This window comes from Micromonospora sp. CPCC 205546 (genome assembly GCF_036902715.1).
Classification (GTDB): Bacteria; Actinomycetota; Actinomycetes; order Mycobacteriales; family Micromonosporaceae; genus Micromonospora.
On the sequence record NZ_JBAKHL010000006.1, the window covers coordinates 30,893 to 49,502 of the forward strand.

Below are 18,610 nucleotides of genomic sequence, written 5' to 3' on the forward strand. Positions count from 1 at the left end.
TGGCGCATGGAGTTTCCCGCCTACCTGGCCACCATGCCGATGCACGCGATCACCGAGATCCACGGCGAGCCCGGCCTGCTGGCCCGGTTCCGGCTGGAGCTGCGCGCGTTCGACGAGGCCGCCCGGGCGCGACTCACCGAGGCCCTCGACCTGGCCGCCGAGCTGCACCACGACGACCGGCGGGTACGCGAGCCCTACCTGAACCACCTGCTGCGGGTGGCGATCCGGATGATGCACCACTACCAGGTCCGCGATGTCGACGTGATCGTCGCCGGCCTGCTGCACGACGCGGTCGAGGACCACCCCGGCGAGCTGGCCGCCATGCCTGGCGGCGAACCCACCGGGGCGCACGACGGCGGGGACGCCACGGCCGCCGCCCTGGCCGTGCTCGCGGCCCGCTTCGGCCCGCGGGTGGCCCGCCTGGTCGGCGCGGTGACCAATCCGGCGTACGACCCGGGGCGCGACAAGCACGTGCAGTACCGGGAGCACGTGGCGGCCAGCCTCGACCGGGAGCCGTGGGCGCGGGTCATCAAGATCTCCGACTTCACGGACAACGGGGTGGGCGTCATCCACACCGTCGGGCCGAAGGTGACCTCCTCGGCCCGCAAGTACCGGCCGCTCGTGCCGGTCTACCGCGACCTCGTCACCCGGGCGGACACTCCCCTGTCGGCGCCGGTCAAGGAGCACATCCTCGGCCAGCTCGACCTGGCCGAGGAGCGTTTCAGCGCCATCCTCGACGAGCCACCCCACCCGAACTGACGGCGCCTCCCGACCAATCCGGCTGCGAGGGTCAGGCCGCCTTGTAGACGGTGTCGAGGTGCCATTCCAGGAACTCCGCGTTCGGTCGGTCGGCCCGGCGATCCGGAACAGCGATCTGCTCACCCGCCTTGGCGTAGAACTGGTCGCCGTTGCCGAACTCGCTGCGCAGCCGGGGGCTGACCACGAGCCGGTGCTTGGGATCCACGCCCAGGTAGCCCCTGTCGAAGAGGATGTGCACGTCCGACTTCAGGAGCAGGCCGTTGTCCAGGCGGTGCTCGCCGCCCTTCGGCAGCGGTCGGATGTGCGCCGCCTGCAACACCGGCTGGACCCTGTTGCCGGTGATCGCGCAGCGGCGGCCGTACGCCCCGAGCACCACGGCCTTGAACGACTGCTGGCCCAGCCGCTGGGGCACCAACCGTGGATCTCCGTAGACCGGGCCGGGGCGATGCCAGGGCTCGCTGAGGTCCAGTTCGACCGTCGTGCCGATCAGGCGGTGGATCAGCAGTTCGAAATACTCGCCCCAGGCGGCGTCCGCGAGGTCGTACGTCTTGCCCTGCACCACGTTCGGCTTGAACTCCGGCGGCGGGCCGACGGTGGACTCGTCCGGGAAGAAGCGGGCGTCACGCACGAAGATGCAGCCGATGACCGGATCCTCGTCGGGCGCGATCGGCTGCCTTCGGTAGTGGCCGACGCTGCGACGCATCTCGTCGATGCTCGCGGCGCCGTTGGCCTGCCCGAACAACTCCCACGCCTCGGAGATCCGCAGCTGCGTGAAGCCGCTGAAGAAGCCGCCACCGACGACACGGTTGAGGGGGTGGTGAGCCTTGAAGAAGAATGGCTCGCCGGCCGTGAGCGCCCGAAAGCCACCGCCCGAAGGTCGCCAGAAGTTGACCTCGTTCAGCTCGGGACGCGCCGCCAGGAAGCGGTACCACTTCTCATCCGTGACCCCCACGAAGGCCTTCACGCCGACAAGCGTGCCGCTACGTTGATCTCCGCGCCACCCCCCGAACAGTCGACGCCTCCACTGACGCCACCTGACCTCCTGTGTGGGGCCACACCGGATCATTCCCGTGATCAGTTGATGGCCAACCGGAGGGTGGGGATCAGGCTCACCGGTTCCTCATCAAATGATCGTGGTCGGCAGAGCCGTGCCGGGAGCGGCCACCTTCTGCACGGCTCATTCGATCAGGAGTCGCCGCCTCAACCCGGGGTCGGGCGCGAAGTCCTGCCTCCGGCGGGCCGCGAGGACGGCGAGCGTCTCACGACGCACCTCGTCGGGCTCGTGCAGCAGCCGGCGGTGGCTGAAGCGGACGACGAGAACGCCCCTGGCCGCCAACAGTGCGTCGCGTCGCAGGTCGATCTCGCGTTCCCGCAGGTCGGCGTGGGTGGTCGCGCCGTCCAGCTCGATGTCGACCAGCTCCGTCTCGGCGAACAGGTCGAGGTACGCGATCCGTCCGCCCAGGCGCACCCGCACCTGCCGTTGGAACGGCGGCATTCCCGGCCCGACGAAGACATGGTCGTGCCCCCATATCTCCAGCGGACTGCGGCAGCCGGCGGCGAGCCGGTCCAGCAGCCGGCGTAGCGCGGCGCGATCCGGCAGCTTCGGCGCGGTCGTCAACTCAGCGACGATCCGCTGCGGGGTGGTCAGACGGTCGTTGACCGCCCTGATGAGGGTCGCCGGTCGGTCCACCGGAGACAGCAGCGGCCACGCGTCGACGAGCGTCCGGTCCAATCGGGTGACCGGCACGCCGTCGCGTATCAGCGCGTGAGGTGGCTCCGGAGCGAAGGACCGGCGATAGTGTACGACCAGGTGCGGCCCGCTGCGCAGCCCCGCACCGGTCGGCACGTTGAGATGTACGGGTTCGCCGGGCGGCTGACGGCGCAGCCTCCACACGTCCAGGGCGCTGAGGTGGCTCAGCGCGCCACGCCCGCCCGCATAGGCCACCGCTGCCCGCCGGGCCAGGACCGGGGCGACCCGGGCCAGCGGCGGCGCGCCCTCCGCGCCGTCGACCAGGGCGGCGTCCACGTAGACCCCGGGCAGAAGCCGGAGCAGGCGTCCGGAGCGCGACGCGTCCTCCAGCACCCAGCGCGGGAGCACCTGCGACGCGTCGCGTCGGGAAACGAGCCCGCCGTTGCGGTCGACCAGGGCACGCAGCACAGAGTTCACGCCGCCGACCGTGCGGGACACGGCCACCACCTGCCACATGCCCCCGCGAGCGCTGTGGACGACCGCTCCGCTGTGGACAACACCCACCCGCGTCGGCGACCGTGCTATGGCGTCGATGATCGTTTGTCGGTCACCCGGAAGCCACCCACCACTTCGGCCGGGTTTTCAGCAGATGATCGAGCGCCATTCACCGCTGGACCGCGCGGCACCCGACGGAGAGCGGTGCCCCGATCAGGGCTCCCGCATCCAGAGCGCGGGATCATTCACGAAGACTCCCTTGCCCTGATGGCGACGGATGACGCGCAACGCCTCCAGCCGGGCATACGCCATCTGCACGGTCCCGTGACTGACGCCGTAGGTCTGACGCAGTTCGGCGATCGAGGGCAGCCTGTCCTCCGGCTTCAACTTCTTGGATCTGACGTCGGCGATCACATCATCGGCGATGCGCCAATAGTCCGGCACTTCTCGCATGGCACTCCTCGCGTGGCAATCCGATTCGATCACACCGCGACGCGCCTAACAAGCAACGTTGACTCATCTGACATGTCTAGTTATGTTGGTTCGGAGCCGCTCCTCGCGTGGCAACGAGTTCGGCTCACCCCCTGGTCGGGGCGGGTGTGCGTGCCCGTCCCGGCCCCGTCCGGCTGCTCTGCCGTCGTACCGCCGAATCGGGCTGCGGCGGCCGAGCGGGCGGGTCGTCCGCGGCCCCCTCGCGGACGACCCGCCCTTCCAGACCCCACCGCGCGGAGCCTGCGCTCCCGCCTGCCCTGGAGAGAGGATCGTCGTGGCCCAGGTCTATCGAGGTGCTCAGCCCCATCCCACCGGATACCCGGGCCGGTTGACGCCACACGAGGTGCGGACCCGCGAGTTCGCCGCGCGCCGGCGGGGCGTCGACCCCGTGGAGGTACGCGAGTTCCAGGCCCGGGTCTCCGACGAGCTGGCCATGCTCAACGAGACGGTACGGCTACTCAGCCAGGAGAACGACCGGATCAGGCGGGCGCTGCGCGACTGGCAGACCATGCACGCGCGGGAGTGCCGGCCGCCGGAGGAGCACCACCGCAACTCCGGCCACTGGTGACCGCGCGCCCCTCCCCCGGCGACCTGCTCGTCGTCGACGGCCGGGCCTCGGTGCAGTTCGCCGGGGACCGCGCCCTGACCTTCCGCGTCGTCTCGGTAGCCGACCAACCGACGTACGCCGGCTGGATCTGGCTGACCGGCTACGTCCTGAACCGACGCGGCGACGCGACCGACAAGCGCGAGATCTACGTTCAGCTCGCCGGCCTCCGCCCCGTCGTCAGCCCGCCGACCCCGCAACGCCCGTGTGCCACCCGCTCCTATGCTTCTCAGGGTGACCAAGGTGACGGCAGAGCAGCTCGCGACCGCTCGGGGCTGCGTGCTCGGGCTGATGCTCGGTGACGCGATCGGCGCGACGGGCGGCAAGGTGCCGGCGGGCGGAACCCTGCCGGTCACCAGCGCCGGCCAGCTCGCCTGCTTCACCATCGAGGGCATCATCCGGGCCAACATCCGGGGCACCCACAAGGGCATCTGCCATCCTCCCGGCGTGGTGCACCATGCCTACACGAGGTGGGCCGCGCTGCAGGGCATCCCTGGCATCAAGCGCTGGCAGGAGCAGGACTGGCCGGACGGCTGGCTCGCTCGGGTGCCGACGCTGGCGGCCCGGCGTGGGTCCGCTCCCGCCACCGTCTCCGCGTTGCAGAGCCAAGCCACGTACGCGCCAGGGAAAGCTGCCTGGAGCAGCGTCGGGGCCCATGGGCTCACCCGGAGCCTGCCCGCCGGGCTCATCCCGGGGTGGGGGCCGCAACCCGGGCGCTTCGCGGCGGAGATCGCAGCCACCACCCACGGCCCGGCAGCGGCCGACGCCGCCGCACTGGGTGCCACGGTGATCGCCAACGTCGTCAAGCGTCAGGACGTCGAGAAGGCGGCGGAACTCGCGCAGCGGGAGTGCCAGTCGATCGTGACGGTCCTGACCGGGCTGCCTCTCGCCCCGGCCCTGCACGCCGGACGGACGCGCCCGCGCCAGGCAGAGGTCCTGGCGCAGCTCGCGCCGGACGCTCGTGCGGCATCGGCACTGGCCGGAGCCGTCTACGTCGCGCTCTCCTATCCCGACCGCTCGCAGCTACGCGACGCCCTGCTCTTTGCCGCAGCCGTTCCGCACGGCAAGCACGTGGCCGCGACCGCCGGCGCGTTCCTCGGTGCCGCGCACGGCGTCGACGCGCTCCCTGTCGACGTGGTCTCCCGGGTCGAGTTGGCGTGGGTCGCCGACGTCCTGGCCCGGGATCTCCTCACCGAGTTCGCGGACGGCCCGTCCGGCAGCGGCTACGGCGACGAGACCGATCCGCACTGGTGGGAGCGTTACCCGGGCTGGTAGCCCATTCGCGCTGTCCGCATCCGGGGGCGTGGCTGGACAACGGCGACAACCGTCAGCTTCGCTGCTGAAGCCATCGGCGCGCGGTTCTGATCGTCGGCACAACCGTCCCGTGCAGGTACGGCACGCTGGTCAGCCGCCCCCAGTGGTCCGTCAGCCGCATGGCGGACGGGTGGGTGAAGGCGGCGACGAGCGTGTCGACGCCGGCGATACTCGCCTGTACGAGGTGTGGTGCGATCTCCCGACGGCGGCTCATGATCGCGGTAAGCGACTTGCGCACCTCGACGCCCTGGACGATGCAGAGGGTCGGCTGGAGGATCGCGATCGTCGCCGCCAGATGCGGGGCGCAGTTGCGACTCATCGTGGCGTTACCGAGCGACCTGGTCGTGCCGCTGACCACGGCCGAGCAGAGCCGCATGTTGGCCATGGCGTAGGCGTCGAAGAGGTGCACCGGGGAACGGACGCCGTCCAGGTGGAGCAGCTCACCGGCCCGGTCGGGCCCGGGTTCACGCCCCACGGCGAGCCGCAGCGCGCTCGTGACACCGCGCATGTGCGGATTCCGGGCGGTGAACGCCAGGCCGGCGGACTGCATCACCTCGGCATGACGTTGTTTGAGGGTCACGCCCTCGCGCGCCCGCCCGGTCTCCATGGCGATGACGAGGGTTCGCGCCGGCACCCCGTCGAGGACCAGGTCGTAGTGGTGGCCGACGTGCGAGAGTTGCCCCGCGGCGAAAGCCGCCTCGGGTCGGGAGGCCGATCGGCGTCCGCCCAGGGCGCTCTCACGGCAGCTGCCGAGCCTGCGGCAGACGCAGGCCCCGGAAGGCGCCAGGACGTGCTCGGCCATGTACTGATCGAGCTGCGCGATCCGGCTGGCGGTGACGACAGGGTCGCTGGCGTGGGTCACGAGGACGGACCGATCGGGGTCGGAGCAGGGGTCGAGTCGACGGAGACTCCCGCCCTGGGAATGGGCGTCGTCCGGATGCCGTCACTCCCGGCGTCGACGAGCGCTTTCCGCAGCAGGGCCGTCTCCTTGACGTTCGGCGGTCCGGCCGATCCTCGGTGCCACTCGACAACCAGCCGCTGCCCCGACGGCAGCCCGTACGTCCGCACCGCCCGGCCGGGCACCTTCGACCCGTAGTCCGTGCCGCCGGATCCCAGCTCGCCCGTCAGCGGCAGCTTGAGCGCCTGAGCGATCCCGTCCCAGGGACGGCCGAAGGCGAACACGTCCCGCACGGGCAGCTCCGCGACCGGCTGCCACACGAACTCCTCGATGATCTCCGGTGGTGGCCGCAGCGGGGCCGTGATGGACTTCGAGTGCCAGGGATAGCACTCGAATATCAGCAGGTCACGATGGTCGGCGCTCGGATCCTGTAGCCACCGGCGGGTGAACGCAAGCCGCGCCTCGTAGTACCTGTTCTTCCCCATCTCCTGCGGCAACGTCCACGGCGGCCGGTTGTAGGGGCACGTCGTGGCCCACCTGCTGTACGAACCGTGCTCGGCGATCTCCTTGGCGAAGACACCGCCACGCGCCTGGAAGCGGGAACGGAACTCGCCGGGGTTCAGGCCGAGCACCACCATCCGTGGCGTGCGCTCCAGCCCGAGGAGGTCACCGTGGTAAGGCTCGGGAAAGCCCTCGCGGGTCACCGCGCCGGGGCCGACGCCCACATAGGAGTCGAACCAGCACTGCAACGGTCGCGGTAGTTGATCCTCGCCGCTGAGCCAGGATTCGACGTGGGCGTCCCAGAAGGCCGCGACGCGCTGCCGAGCGGAGGTCGTCATGACAGGAAGTTAGCGACGCGTGACTGGTGAAGCCAGAGCGCAACGCGAAGAATCAACCTCGTGACCGAGACCTTGCGCCAGTTGGCCGCGTTGCTGCGCACCCGCGACGAGTTGGACGCCCGGATCGCGGCGCTCACCGGGCGATCGGCGCGGCCGGGTGACGTCGGCGAGTTCATCGCCGCGCAGGTGTTCGACATCGAGCTGGCCCACACGGCGGTCCAGGCCGGCTACGACGGTGTCTTCCGCTCCGGTCCGCTCGCCGGCAAGACCGTGAACGTCAAGATTTACGGCGACGCCTTCACCGGCATCGACATCAGCCCGCATCCCTGCGACTTCTACCTGGTGTTGAGTGGTCCGCCCCGGCCGCCCGGTGCGGTACGCCACCACCAGTGGCGGATCTCTGCGGCATACCTCTTCGACGCCCGCGCCCTGCTAGACACCCTGACCTCCAGGGGCGTCAAGATCGGCGTCGCGACGAGCCTGCGCAGAGCCGACGTCGAGGCCGCCCAGGTCTTCCCGCCGGCCGGCCGGGACGCGCCGTGGCGCCTCACCCCGGCGCAGACGGCGTTGCTGTCGGAGTTCGCCTAGATCGTTCGTCGCTCACTCCGGCGACACGGTGGTTGCGCGGGCTCAGGCGGTCGCGCCCGACCGGCGATTCGTCAGGATGGCCAGAGTTTCCCGGCGTACGTCGTCGGCCTCGTGAAACAGGCGGCGATGGGCGAAGCGGACCACCATGATCCCGACCGTCGCCAGCAGCGCGTCCCGTCGCAGGTCGATCTCCCGCTGACGGGGGTCGCCGTGTGTCGTGGCGCCGTCGAGTTCGATGTCGACCCGTTCCCGCTCGGCGAACAGGTCGAGATACATGGTCCGTGGCCCGACGCGTACCCGCACCTGGCGGCGGAACGCCGGCATCCCGGGACCGGTGAAGACGTTCTCGTGCCCCCAGATCTCCAACGGGCTACGACAGCCCTCGGCGAGCCTCGTCAGCAGCGTCCGAAACGCTGCCCGGTCGGGCAGCTTCGGCGCATTCCCCAGGGCCACCGCCAGCCGCTCAGGCGTGGTGAGCCGGTCGTTGACCGCCCGGATCACCGGCGCCCGCCGCTCGGCCGACGGCAGGATCGGCCACGAGTCGACCAGGGTCTGCTCGAGCCGGGTCACCGGCCATCCCCTCCGGAGCACCACCTGCGGTGGCTCAAGGATAAGGTTCTGACGTCGGTGCACGGCCACACCGGGTCGGCTACGCAGGCCGGCACCGGCCGGTGCGCTCAGGTGCAGCACGTCGCCGGTGTTCTGCCCACGCAGCCCCCACACGTCAAGGGCGCTGAGGTGGCTGAGTGCGCCGCGCCCCTCGGCCCACGCGCACACCGCGCGGCGAGCCAGGTCGAGGTCGAGTCGGCTCAGCGCAGGGGCACCAGGGCGGGTTTCCCGTCGACCGTCCAGCAGGTGCGCCGCCACGAACACCTCGGGCAGCACCCGAACCAGACCACCACTGCGACATGCCTGCCACAGCGTCCACTCCGGAACTACCTGCACGGCCGCCACGCGGGTCACCAGCCCGCCCGCCCGCTCCACCAGCTCCCCAAGCACCGAGTTCACGCCGTCGACGGTGGCTACCCGGCCCACCCTCCCGCAACCGCCCCAACCCCGCCCTGTGGACACCCGCCCCGCTGTGGACATTCCCCACCGACAGCCCGCACCTGCTATGGCAGCGCCTCGACCGTTGGCGGTTCGCCTGCGACGTGGTCGGCGTGTCGAGTCGCCCAGCCGTCAACGATCACGGCCAACCGGCGGCGCCCGGCGGCGGCGAACATGGGTGGCGCGAGGCAGGGCTGACTCGGGTGGCGTGAGGCTGCCAGGTGGGCGGCTCGGGTGCAGGGGCGGGTGTCGCAGTCAGACGGGGGCTGCGCTGCGGTGGGCGTTGACGACCCAGGCGTCCGGTAGGGCGATCCACTCGTTGTCGCCCACCCGCACGACCGCACCGTCCAGCTTGGGCAGCAGCGCCGGGTCCTCCATCGGGCAGAGCAGCCACACGTCGCCTGCCCCGCCCCGCGCCGCGTCGGCCAGCTCGTAGAGCCGGTCCACAGCCCGGTAGCGCGCCAGCACCGCCGCGTCGTGCAGCAGCACCGGCCCGTCCCCGGCGCGCAGCTCCGCGCGCAGCTCGGGCACGGCTAGCTGCCACGCCTGTTCGGCGTACTCGCCCAGCTTGATCGCCGGCCGGGAGCCGGGCTCCGCGACATCGGCCCTCAGCACCGTCTCCCAGGTCGGCTTCGGGCGGGCGTCGACCAGGGCGTGCAGGTGGTCCAGGAAGCGGGCCGCCACGTTGACCGGCCGGGCGTCGAAGCGCCGGATCAGTTCCTCGCGGGCCGGGGCGTACCGGTTGAGGCGTACCGTCAGGGCCCGGAACCCACCGGCGGTCCTGGCGCCCGTCAGGCGCTCCTCTGCCCGCATCGCCGCCGCCAGCTCCGGCGACTCCGCCGTCCACCGGCTCGGCGCGGCCGTAGCCGACGGACGACGCTGCACGTACGACATCGAGGACGACGCGTTGCGGGGCGGCGGCGGGACGTACCGGTCGCGGTCCCAGCGCAGCTCGAAACCGGCCTCGCCGAGCAGCCGGTCCAGCTTCGGATGCCCCGGCAACGGCTCCAACTCGGGGAACCGCGCGGCCACCCGGTCGGCGACCTGCGTGGGGGTCAGGCCGCGCCGCTTGTCGGGCCCGGCCGCCGGGGGCACCACACCGGCCTGGGCCAGCCGCAGCGCCCGCACCGGGTCGAGGTCGCGAGGATAGAGCTCCAGCCGCGCGGTCGCGGCGGCCCGCTCCGAGGCCACCGCCGCGAGCAGCACCCGTCGCCGCTCGTCGATCGCGTCGGCCGCCCCGCCGGGCGCGGTCACGGCCGCGAGGGTACGCAGCACCGTCGCCGGGCTCGGCAGCACCTCGCTGGCGGCGAGCCGGTCGGCGGCCTTGCCGAGCGCGTCGGCGTAGTCGAGCAGGGCCGGCGCGGCCGGGGTGTCGGGGCCGTCGTCCTCGCCCGCCTCCAGGGCCACCAGCAGTCGCTCGCCGTGGCGGCGCAGCAGCAGCCGCGGCTCGTCGGCCAGGGCGTCGACCTCCACGGCGGCCCGCACCGCGGCAAGTGCCACCGCCCGGCGCAACGCGTCGCCCGTACGCACCGAGCCCCGGCTGCCGAGCAGCGCCGTGGCCAGCTCGCCGACACCCATCACCCGGCCGCCGTCGCGCAACAGCTCGATGATCTGCGTACGGACACTGCCGACCACGGGGAGGTCGTGCCAGCGCTTGCGCTGCTTGCCGAGGATCTGCGCGATACGGGCAGAGCTGACGCCCAGCGCGGTGGCGACCTGCGGCTGCTGCGGCCAGGGCGGCAGCGCCGGCAGCGTGCCGGAGGAGTCGGGCAGGTGCAGCAGCAGCCGGGTGCCCTCGATCTCGGTGTCGTTACGGCCGTTCTTCGCCGGCAGCAGCAGCGTGGCGATCGCGTCCACGCCGACGCGTACCAGATCGGCGTCGCCATGTCCGGCGTCGGTCTCGGTGGCCGCCTCGGCGGTGGCGGCCTTACGGGCGGCGGGGGTGGTGGGGATGGTCTCCCGCTCCCCCAGCCGGCCGCGCCACTCCTTGACCCGGCGCTGCAGCTCCTTACGGGTCCGCGCGCCGAGGCCGGGGAGGGTGGCGAGCTTGTTCGCCACGGTGAGCAGCTCGCCGACGGTGGTGGCCTCCAGCCGGTGGGCGGCGGAGACGGCCCGCGGGGTGAGGCCGGCGGCCTCCAGCGCGGTGGCCCGGGTCGCCCTGGTCGCGGCCTCGTCGCGGGCCGCCTCGGCGGCCTGCTCGTCCGGCTCGTCGGCCTCGATCTCCGGGTGGTCGGTGCCGACCGGGGCGCTCGCGTCGGAGCGACGGAACACCTGGTGCCAGGCGTCGCGCATGTCCTTCAGCGAGGCGAAGCGCTGCCGGTGGTCGCGGTGCAGGGCCTGCCGGAAGAAGTCGACCAGGTCGTCGCGGATCGCCGGGTCGAACGCCTCCACGGCCAGCACCGGCGGGCCCTCGGTGAGCTGCGGTTCGGTGCCGCCGTCGCCCCACACCGGCAGTTCGCCCGAGGCCATCTCGTGCAGGGTGACCGCGAGGGCGTACCACTCGGCGTGCTTGTCGTAGACCTGCCGGTTGGCGGTGCCGAGGAACGGGTCCAGGTAGCGGGGAGTGCCGGCGGCGGTCTCCTTGACCGAGACGCCGGCCAGGGAGAAGTCGAAGAGCACCAGCTGCCGAGTGCGGTTGGGACGGATCCGGATGGCGATGTTGTCGGGCTTGATGTCGCGGTGGTAGACGCCCTCGCCCTCCAGGTAGTCGAGCGCCCCGAAGAGGTAGTGGCTGTAGGTCTCCAACTCGTCGACGGTGAGCCGGCCGTCGTCGCGTAGCTTGCGTGCCAGCGTCAGCTCGCCGGCGTGCTCCAGCACCACGACGGTGCGGTTGCCGAGCTGCAGGGGCTCGGGCCGGGCCAGCCGGATCACCCGGGAGTCGGTGAGCGGGCCGAGCACCCGGGCCTCGTGCGCGAGCCGGGCACCCTTCTCGTCGGAGAGGCCGACCTTGAGCACCTCGTCCTTGCCGGTGCGCTCGTTGTGCGCGAGGAACGCCCGGCACGTCGAGCCGGTGCCGAGGCTCTTCCTGATCGTCCACTCGCCGACCCGGTCGCCGCCGCGCGCCTCCAGCGGGTCGACCTGCTCGGGCTCCGGTTCCTCCGGGTGCACCGAGGCGGGGGGCGGGGCGGTCAGCTCGTCCTCGACCTCCTGCAGCATCTCGACGAACTCGGCGACGGTGGTGAGTCGCTGCGTCGGCACCGGGGCGGTGGCCGCCTGGATCAGCTCGTCGGCGAAGAGGCTGATCCCGTCGGCCACGGCGGTGGCGCGCAACCCGTTGTCGCGGGCCAGCCGCGAGAGCAGCTCGGGGCGTTTCGCCGCCGGCGGCTCGCCGGTCAGGATCAGATACGCCAGCGCGCCCAGCCCGAAGACGTCCATCGCCACCGCGTCGGGCTTCGGGGCGGTCAGCTCCGGCGCGAGGTACGCCTCGGCGGAGTGCTCGATGTGCGAGGCGGCGTGCGAGGAGTGGGTCACCGGGTCACCGCTGCTGCCGCCGGCGGTGTCGGCGCCCCTGGTCGCCGCCTGCCAGTCGCTGACCTGCAACTGTGGCACCAGCCAGGCTTCGTCCTCGCTGCCACCCCGACGCCGCCGGCCCGGGCTGACCAGCACGCTGCGGGCCGACAGGGCGCGGTGATGCAGCCGCCGACGGTGCGCGTAGGCCACCGTCTCGGCGAGCTGACGGATCATGGCGAGCCGGCTCAGCGCGTCGAGGCGGTCGCCGTACTGGGCCATGTAGTGGTCCAGCCGGATGGAGCGGGGGTCGTACCGGAAGATCAGCGCGGGCCCGGCCTCGTGCGACTCCATCGAGTCGACCCGCACGATGCCCGGGTGGTTGATGCCGTGCAGCACGGTCATCTCGCGCTTGGCGGCACGTTCGATGCTAGCCCGCTCGGACTGCACCGCGTTGCGCTCAACAAGGTAGATCCGGATCCGCCGGTGCTCCCGCTCCAGCTCCCGGTGCCGGGCGTGGTGGTCCTGCCAAGTCGGGCCCAGGTCGAACGGGCGGGTGTCCAGCTCCCAGGCCCCGATCTGGTAGTGCTTGCGGCTGCGGGCGATGCCGACAGCCTTGAGCAGCTCCGGCAGCGCTGCGGACACCTCCTTGGTGACCCGCTGCCGCTCGTCCTGCGGTGGGCGCTGCAACAGCGAGCCGATCGTCGGCAGCGGGCCCGGCTGGTGGCCGGGAGCCGGCTCGGGACCGTGGATGCCGTGCAGGTGGTGCTCGGCGAGGTTGACGATCAGACCCGGCTTGGACAGGAAGACCGCCGCCTGCACGAACGGGATCCTGAGCGGCGGACCCTTGCGCTGACTCGCCGCCACCTGGAGCAGGGACTTGATCTTCTTGGCCTTGGCGTCGGCGAGGTGCAGCGGGTTGTCGAACGTACGGGTGCCGCTGGGGCCGCGCAGGATCCAGTTGGAGCCGCTGGAGGTGAGCTGGCCGTTGAGGCTCTTAATCTCGATGAGGTAGAGCCCGCCCGGGCCCGCCACCAGCAGGTCGACCTCGTAGGGGTGGCCGGTCTGCGCGGTGAAGGTGAAGTTCGACCAGGCGCGGTAGGGCTCGGTGTCGGGCAGCAGCGCCTGGACGTGCGCCAGCGCCTCCCGTTCGTGTGCGAACTGCGACGGCGTGATCGTCGTCCACCGGCCCTCCTGCATGCCGACGATCCTAGGGGCAGGTCAGCGGGTGGCGGTGACCGCCGTTCCGGTGGTCGCCACGGCGCCGTTCCGCCCGCCGGCCCCTACCCGCAGGAGTCGCAGTCACCGTTCCTGGGGAGCTGGACGAAGCAGGTGGGGCACACCGGCCGGCGGGGCTCGGGGGCCTGATCGCGTCGGCGTTTCAGGGTCTCCCGTAGCTTCGGCGCCAGCGCAGGTACGCCGCCACCCACCGGCAGAACCGCCCCAAAGTGGCGGTAGCAGGCCAGCCGGGCCTGGGCGGCATGCTCCTCCCGGGCGATCTCGTCCGCCGGCTGTGGTTCCCCGGTGATCCGGAGGACCTCGTCGTATCCGGGGCCGACCATCCCGTCGTCGGCCCGCACGACCAGCGCGCTAAGCGGCGGATCACCCCGGCGGTGGGCCTCGCGGATGACCCGGTTGAGGACGTTGCCGATCCAGTTCTGCAGCAGGGCGGTCGTCCGAATGCCCGTGGCGGCTTGAAATCTGTCTCTCAATTCGCCATAGGTGATGACCGCGTGGTAGCCCCGGGCCACCTCGACCAGGATGTCGTACGCGTGCTCGGCCCAGATGTCCCAGGCCTCCTGCGCGCTGATCTGGTCGCCGTTCTCCCGCCAGTACCCACGCTGTCGCAGCACGCTTCCTCCTACTCGGACGGTGCGGCCAGCTCCGCAGGAAAAGCGTAGGCGCAGAGGCACGATCCGGGGGCCCTGCCGTACGAGCCACATCGCTGGCGCAGTGGCGGGGCACGGCCCGTCTGCGGTCCCGGCAGGGTAGGACGACGCACGACCGGTACGACCAGGCGTGACATCGGATGAATATGCTTCACGGCGTGACCAAGGTGACGGCGGAGCAGCTCGCGACCGCTCGGGGCTGCGTGCTCGGGCTGATGCTCGGCGACGCGATCGGCGCGACGGGCGGCAAGGTGCCCGCGACCGGGCCGCTGGCGGCGACCAGCGCCGGGCAGCTCGCCTGCTTCACCGTCGACGGCTTGATCCGCGCCCACGTCCGGCACCGGCACCGGGGCATCTGTCACCCGCCGAGCGTGGTGTGGGAGTCGTACCGGAACTGGGCCTTGATCCAGGGCGTCCCCGGCTTCACGGTCGGCGGCGAGGGCCACCGGCCGGGAGGCTGGCTGGCGAAGGTGCCGGCGCTGGCAGAGCGGCGCGGATCGGCGCCGGCGACCGTGGCGGCACTCCAGCGGCGGAAGATCGGCACGATCGACGAACCCAACGGTACGAGCACCGGGGCGCACGCGCTCACCCGCACCCTGCCGGTCAGCCTCTACCCGTGCGACCCGGCGGAGATGGCCGCCCTCACGCACGCTGGTGACGCTGTCGGTGCCGCCGGGCTGGGTGGTGCGGTGGTCCGTCTCCTCGCCGCGGGACGCCCGCTCGTCGAGGCCCTGGAGAGCGTGGCGGCGGACCTGGCAGGCTTCGCCGAGGTGTCGCAGCGGTCCCTGGTTCCGGCCCTGTCCGCGGCCCGGTCGGGCGCGCCCTCGACGGGTGAGCTGAACCGCCTCGCTCCCGACGCCAGGGCGGTTTCCGCGCTGGCAGGCGGCGTCTACGCCGTCGCCTGCTTCCCGGGGCGGGAGACGGTACGCGAGGCACTCCTCTTCGCCGCCTCGGCCGGCGACGGCGGCCACGCCGTGACGGTCGCCGGCGCCCTGCTGGGTACGGCGCACGGGCCGGACGCGCTCCCGGTCGATTGGCTGTCCCGGCTGGAGTTGGCGTGGACGGCCGACACGCTGGCCCGCGACCTCGTCACCGAGCTGCACGACAGCCCGTCGGGAGGCGAGTACTTCCCCCCGACCGATCCTCACTGGAGGACCCGCTACCCCGGCTGACGCCAACAGCGAAGCGCCGCCCCGCTCGCTGCGCCACGGCGCCTGCACCCACGCCAGCGCCTTCCGCTCGTGCGTGAACCGCGACGGCTGAGCCTCCTCCACCGGCCCGCCGTCGGCCACGGGAACTCCCCAGGTGCGGGGCTTGACCCTCGAGTCGGTCGAGCCCCGAGCATGTGCCGCGAAGACCCGTCGGCCGGCCGACGGGTCCCGACCGCGGGGAGCACAGTGGACACGAACGACGGCGACGACGTCATGGCGCACATCGGCCGCGCCCTGGAACTGGGTGGAGCTGGCGACCGGGCCGCCGCACGCGAGGCCCTCACCCAGCTCTGGGACCGGATCGGCGGCACCGGGGACGCCCTGCACCGCTGCACCGTCGCGCACCACCTGGCCGACCTCCAGGAATCGGTCGAGGACGAGGTGGCGTGGGACCGCCGCGCGCTGGCGGCCGTCGCCGACCTCAGCGACGAGCGCGTCCAGCGGCACGACGCTTCGCTGCGGGTACGCGCCCTCCTGCCGTCCCTGCACCTCAACCTCGCCGACGGGTACCGCCGCGCCGGCGACCTCGCCCGCGCCCGGGAGCACCTGACGGTCGCGGCGCCTCTCGCCGTCGAGTTGCCGGACGACGGGTACGGCACGATGATCCGCGAGGCGATCGCACGGGTGGGCGCGCTTCTCGACGCCGGGTCCCGGAAACCCCTCGCCGCACAGTGACGCCGCGTCGGCAGAGGCCCGTCAGCTCGGCACGTCGCGGCGGCGGAAACCGGCCATCCCGGCCGCCAGCAGCGCGGCCCCCACCGCCGTCAGCACGACCAGCGGCAGCGCCGCCGCCTCGACCGCCGGGGCCGACGGCACGTGGGTGTACGGCGACAGGTTCAGCGCCGCCTGCGGCAGGTCGAGCACCGCGCCGAGCTGCCCGAGCAGCAGGAACACGATCAGCGCCGCCCAGGACAGCGCCGCCGACCAGCGGGGCAGCAGCCCGAACAGCGCCGTCACCACCCCGACGACCACCAGCAGGGCCGGCAGCCGCACCAGCGCCGCCCCGCCCAGCTCGACTGCCTGCCCGAGCGGATCGCCGGCGACGAGGCCGTAGCCGAGCCCGGTGGTGAGCCCGCCCACCAGCACCAGGGCGAGCGCGCCCAGCGTCGCGGCGGCAACCTGGGTGCCCAGCCAGCGGGTGCGCCCGACCGCCGTGGCGAGCACCGCCTCCAGCAGCCCGTCGGTCTCGTCGGCGCGCGTGCGCAGCAGCGCCTGCACGACGTACGCGCCGATGGTCAGCGCGAACAGCCCCAGCATCGCCGCCAGGTAGGCGTCGATGAGTTTCGCGCCGCCGCCCATCGCGCTGATCGCCTCGGCGGCGGCCGGGTTCTCCTCGATCATCGCGTTGAACTCGTCGCCGGCGATGCCCATCGAGAACCCGAGCACCGCCACCCCGACCGCCCAGCCGAGCAGCGCGCCGCGCTGCAACCGCCAGGCCAGCCCGGCGGGGCTGAGCAGCCCGGGTGCGGCCGTGGCCGGCCCGCGCCGGGGCGCGACGAGCCCGGCGCCGATGTCCCGCCGCTCGGCCAGCGCGTAGGCCGACGCCACCGCCGCGACCAGCAGCGCGACGGGCAGCGCCAGCACCCACCAGCGTTCGCCGCCGAAGGCGCGCACCTGGTTGCCCCAGCCGAGCGGGGAGAGCCAGGACGGCCAGGCGCTGACCACGCGCAGGCCGCCGTCGGTCTGCTCGCCCAGCACGTCGCCGGCAGCGCGGAGCAGGAAGGCGATCCCGACGGCGGCGGCGGCGAGCGCATTGGCGCCCCGGGAGGTGACCGACAGTTGGGCGGTGACGGCGGCGACGCCGGTGAACGCCACCCCGACGCCACCGATGGCGGCGGCCGCGGCGACGGATCCGGCCGACGGCAGACCGGCGCCGGCCAGGGCGGCGGCGAGCAGGACGGTGGCGGCCCCGTTCGCGGCGACGACCACGAGCAGGGCGGCGGTGAGCAGCGCGTACCGGCCGACGACGGAGGCGCCGAGCAGCTCCGCCCGGCCGGTCTCCTCGTTCTGCCGGGTGTGCCGGACGACCGCGAAGGTGCTCAGCAGCGCGGCGAGCAGGGCCAGCGTCACGTACGTCTCGGCGACCACCACCGCGCCGAGGTCGGTGCCGGCGACCGGCCCGTTGAACGCGCGGGCGACCAGGCTGGACGCCGACGTGCTGGCGTAGCCGACCCGGGCCGCCTCGTCCGGATAGAACTCCTTGACGCTGCCGGCGAGGGCGTAGCCGAGCAGGGGCGTGCCGAGCACCCAGATCGCCAGCCGGAGCCGGTCCCGGCGCAGCACGAGCCGGGCGAGCCGTCCGGTGCCGGTGAACGCGCTCACCGGGCACCCGCCGGCCGGTCGGCGCCGGTCGGGTCGGCCGCCGGAGCTCCGGCGGCCACGGCGGCGCGCTCGTCGCCGTAGTGGCGCAGGAACAGCTCCTCCAGGGTGGGCGGGGCGCTGGTCAACGCGCGGACGCCGAAGCGCACGAGGTGCCCGAGCAGCTCGTCGAGGTGGGCGGGCTCGACCTCCAGGTGGATGCGCCCGTCGACCTCGCGCACCTCGTGCACGCCGGGCAGCGCGGACAGCCCCGTCGCCGGCCGCGCGGTCTCGACCGTGACGGCGGTACGCGTGAGGTGCCGCAGCTCGGTGAGGGTGCCGGACTCGACGGTGCGGCCCTCGCGGATGATGCTGACCCGGTCGCAGAGCGCCTCGACCTCGGCCAGCACGTGGCTGGAGAGCAGCACGGTGGCGCCGTCGCGCTTGAGTTGGCGGACCTCGTCCTGGAACACGGCCTCCATGAGCGGGTCGAGCCCCGAGGTCGGCTCGTCGAGCACGTAGAGCTCGACGTTCGAGGCGAAGGCGGCGACGATGGCGACCTTCTGCCGGTTGCCCTTGGAGTAGGTGCGGCACTTGCGCGTCGGGTCGAGGTCGAAGCGCTCCAGCAGAGCGTCGCGGCGGCGCCGGTCGAGGCCGCCGCGCAGCCGGCCGAAGAGGTCGATCGCCTCGCCGCCGGAGAGGTTGGGCCACAGGTTCACGTCGCCGGGCACGTACGCCAGGCGGCGGTGCAGCGTCACCGCGTCGCGCCACGGGTCGGCGTCGAAGACCCGTACGTCGCCCGCGTCGCGGCGCAGCAGGCCGAGCAGGACCCGGATGGTGGTGGACTTGCCGGAGCCGTTGGGACCGAGGAAGCCGTGCACCTCCCCCGCCCCGACCTTCAGGTCGAGCCCGTCGAGCGCGCGGACGCTGCCGAACGTCTTGACCAGGTCGTCGATGGAGATGACGGGCATGGGCCCTCCTGCCGCTGGCGGTGCCGACGACCACACTGTACTGACCGACGGTCAGTCGAATCAACAGT

The 18,610-nt window shown here is 72.7% G+C and carries 16 protein-coding genes; 6 read left to right on the forward strand and 10 right to left on the reverse strand.

Annotation, left to right across the window (positions count from 1 at the left end; all coding sequences use genetic code 11):
- The first annotated feature begins 6 nt into the window (after positions 1 to 6).
- A complete protein-coding gene (locus V6U77_RS05020; protein ID WP_334604983.1) occupies positions 7 to 759 on the forward strand; it encodes an HD domain-containing protein in 753 nt (250 codons plus the stop codon).
- Positions 760 to 790: 31 nt separating this feature from the next.
- Here V6U77_RS05020 and V6U77_RS05025 read toward each other — a convergent pair whose 3' ends face one another.
- The 3 genes from V6U77_RS05025 to V6U77_RS05035 all read right to left on the reverse strand — a co-directional run bounded on the left by V6U77_RS05025 (position 791) and on the right by V6U77_RS05035 (position 3,397).
- Positions 791 to 1,723, reverse strand: coding sequence for an HNH endonuclease (locus tag V6U77_RS05025; RefSeq protein ID WP_334604984.1), 933 nt, complete (start codon positions 1,721 to 1,723; stop codon positions 791 to 793).
- Positions 1,724 to 1,936: 213 nt separating this feature from the next.
- Positions 1,937 to 2,926, reverse strand: a complete 990-nt coding sequence (locus V6U77_RS05030; protein WP_334604985.1) for a DUF559 domain-containing protein — start codon at positions 2,924 to 2,926, stop codon at positions 1,937 to 1,939.
- Positions 2,927 to 3,157: 231 nt separating this feature from the next.
- Positions 3,158 to 3,397, reverse strand: a complete 240-nt coding sequence (locus V6U77_RS05035; RefSeq protein WP_334604986.1) for a winged helix-turn-helix domain-containing protein — start codon at positions 3,395 to 3,397, stop codon at positions 3,158 to 3,160.
- Between the two features lie 367 nt (positions 3,398 to 3,764).
- On the opposite strand from V6U77_RS05035, the gene V6U77_RS05040 reads away from it, so the two are divergent.
- Entirely contained in the window at positions 3,765 to 4,004 is a 240-nt protein-coding gene (locus V6U77_RS05040; RefSeq protein WP_334604987.1) for a DivIVA domain-containing protein, read from the forward strand.
- A gap of 270 nt (positions 4,005 to 4,274) precedes the next feature.
- The gene (locus V6U77_RS05045; protein WP_334604988.1) at positions 4,275 to 5,315 is read left to right on the forward strand and encodes an ADP-ribosylglycohydrolase family protein; all 1,041 of its coding nucleotides are present in this window, start codon (positions 4,275 to 4,277) and stop codon (positions 5,313 to 5,315) included.
- 52 nt (positions 5,316 to 5,367) lie between these two features.
- Here V6U77_RS05045 and V6U77_RS05050 read toward each other — a convergent pair whose 3' ends face one another.
- Both V6U77_RS05050 and brig1 read right to left on the reverse strand, forming a co-directional pair.
- Positions 5,368 to 6,216, reverse strand: a complete 849-nt coding sequence (locus tag V6U77_RS05050; RefSeq protein ID WP_334604989.1) for a hypothetical protein — start codon at positions 6,214 to 6,216, stop codon at positions 5,368 to 5,370.
- Positions 6,213 to 7,091: an anti-phage DNA glycosylase Brig1 gene (gene brig1 / locus V6U77_RS05055; protein ID WP_334604990.1), complete on the reverse strand. Its 879-nt coding sequence runs from the start codon at positions 7,089 to 7,091 to the stop codon at positions 6,213 to 6,215. The genes V6U77_RS05050 and brig1 overlap by 4 nt, the downstream gene beginning before the upstream one ends.
- Positions 7,092 to 7,151: 60 nt before the next feature.
- Between brig1 and V6U77_RS05060 the strand changes: the two genes are divergently transcribed.
- On the forward strand, positions 7,152 to 7,679 hold the full coding sequence (locus V6U77_RS05060; RefSeq protein ID WP_334604991.1) for a hypothetical protein: 528 nt from the start codon (positions 7,152 to 7,154) through the stop codon (positions 7,677 to 7,679).
- Positions 7,680 to 7,721: 42 nt separating this feature from the next.
- On the opposite strand, the gene V6U77_RS05065 is transcribed toward V6U77_RS05060, so the two are convergent.
- The 3 genes from V6U77_RS05065 to V6U77_RS05075 form a co-directional block, all read right to left on the reverse strand.
- The gene (locus V6U77_RS05065) at positions 7,722 to 8,687 is read right to left on the reverse strand and encodes an endonuclease domain-containing protein (RefSeq protein ID WP_334604992.1); all 966 of its coding nucleotides are present in this window, start codon (positions 8,685 to 8,687) and stop codon (positions 7,722 to 7,724) included.
- Between the two features lie 294 nt (positions 8,688 to 8,981).
- Positions 8,982 to 13,373, reverse strand: a complete 4,392-nt coding sequence (gene pglW / locus V6U77_RS05070) for a BREX system serine/threonine kinase PglW (protein ID WP_334604993.1) — start codon at positions 13,371 to 13,373, stop codon at positions 8,982 to 8,984.
- An 83-nt stretch (positions 13,374 to 13,456) separates the two neighbouring features.
- Positions 13,457 to 14,026: a hypothetical protein gene (locus tag V6U77_RS05075; RefSeq protein WP_334604994.1), complete on the reverse strand. Its 570-nt coding sequence runs from the start codon at positions 14,024 to 14,026 to the stop codon at positions 13,457 to 13,459.
- A gap of 194 nt (positions 14,027 to 14,220) precedes the next feature.
- Between V6U77_RS05075 and V6U77_RS05080 the strand changes: the two genes are divergently transcribed.
- A complete protein-coding gene (locus tag V6U77_RS05080; protein ID WP_334604995.1) occupies positions 14,221 to 15,234 on the forward strand; it encodes an ADP-ribosylglycohydrolase family protein in 1,014 nt (337 codons plus the stop codon).
- Positions 15,235 to 15,486: 252 nt separating this feature from the next.
- Positions 15,487 to 15,948: a hypothetical protein gene (locus V6U77_RS05085; RefSeq protein WP_334605145.1), complete on the forward strand. Its 462-nt coding sequence runs from the start codon at positions 15,487 to 15,489 to the stop codon at positions 15,946 to 15,948.
- 21 nt (positions 15,949 to 15,969) lie between these two features.
- Here V6U77_RS05085 and V6U77_RS05090 read toward each other — a convergent pair whose 3' ends face one another.
- Both V6U77_RS05090 and V6U77_RS05095 read right to left on the reverse strand, forming a co-directional pair.
- Entirely contained in the window at positions 15,970 to 17,595 is a 1,626-nt protein-coding gene (locus V6U77_RS05090; RefSeq protein WP_334604996.1) for an ABC transporter permease, read from the reverse strand.
- Positions 17,592 to 18,542 carry an ABC transporter ATP-binding protein gene (locus V6U77_RS05095; protein ID WP_334604997.1) on the reverse strand — a complete coding sequence of 317 codons (951 nt, stop codon included), beginning with the start codon at positions 18,540 to 18,542 and terminating at the stop codon, positions 17,592 to 17,594. The genes V6U77_RS05090 and V6U77_RS05095 overlap by 4 nt, the downstream gene beginning before the upstream one ends.
- Positions 18,543 to 18,610: the final 68 nt, after the last annotated feature.

Coding starts and splice junctions, on each gene's coding strand:
- V6U77_RS05095 (WP_334604997.1), bottom strand. CDS start 18,542: ATGCCCGTCATCTCCATCGACGACCTGGTCAAGACGTTCGGCAGCGTC.
- pglW (WP_334604993.1), bottom strand. CDS start 13,373: ATGCAGGAGGGCCGGTGGACGACGATCACGCCGTCGCAGTTCGCACAC.
- V6U77_RS05035 (WP_334604986.1), bottom strand. CDS start 3,397: ATGCGAGAAGTGCCGGACTATTGGCGCATCGCCGATGATGTGATCGCC.
- brig1 (WP_334604990.1), bottom strand. CDS start 7,091: ATGACGACCTCCGCTCGGCAGCGCGTCGCGGCCTTCTGGGACGCCCAC.
- V6U77_RS05020 (WP_334604983.1), top strand. CDS start 7: ATGGAGTTTCCCGCCTACCTGGCCACCATGCCGATGCACGCGATCACC.
- V6U77_RS05085 (WP_334605145.1), top strand. CDS start 15,487: ATGGCGCACATCGGCCGCGCCCTGGAACTGGGTGGAGCTGGCGACCGG.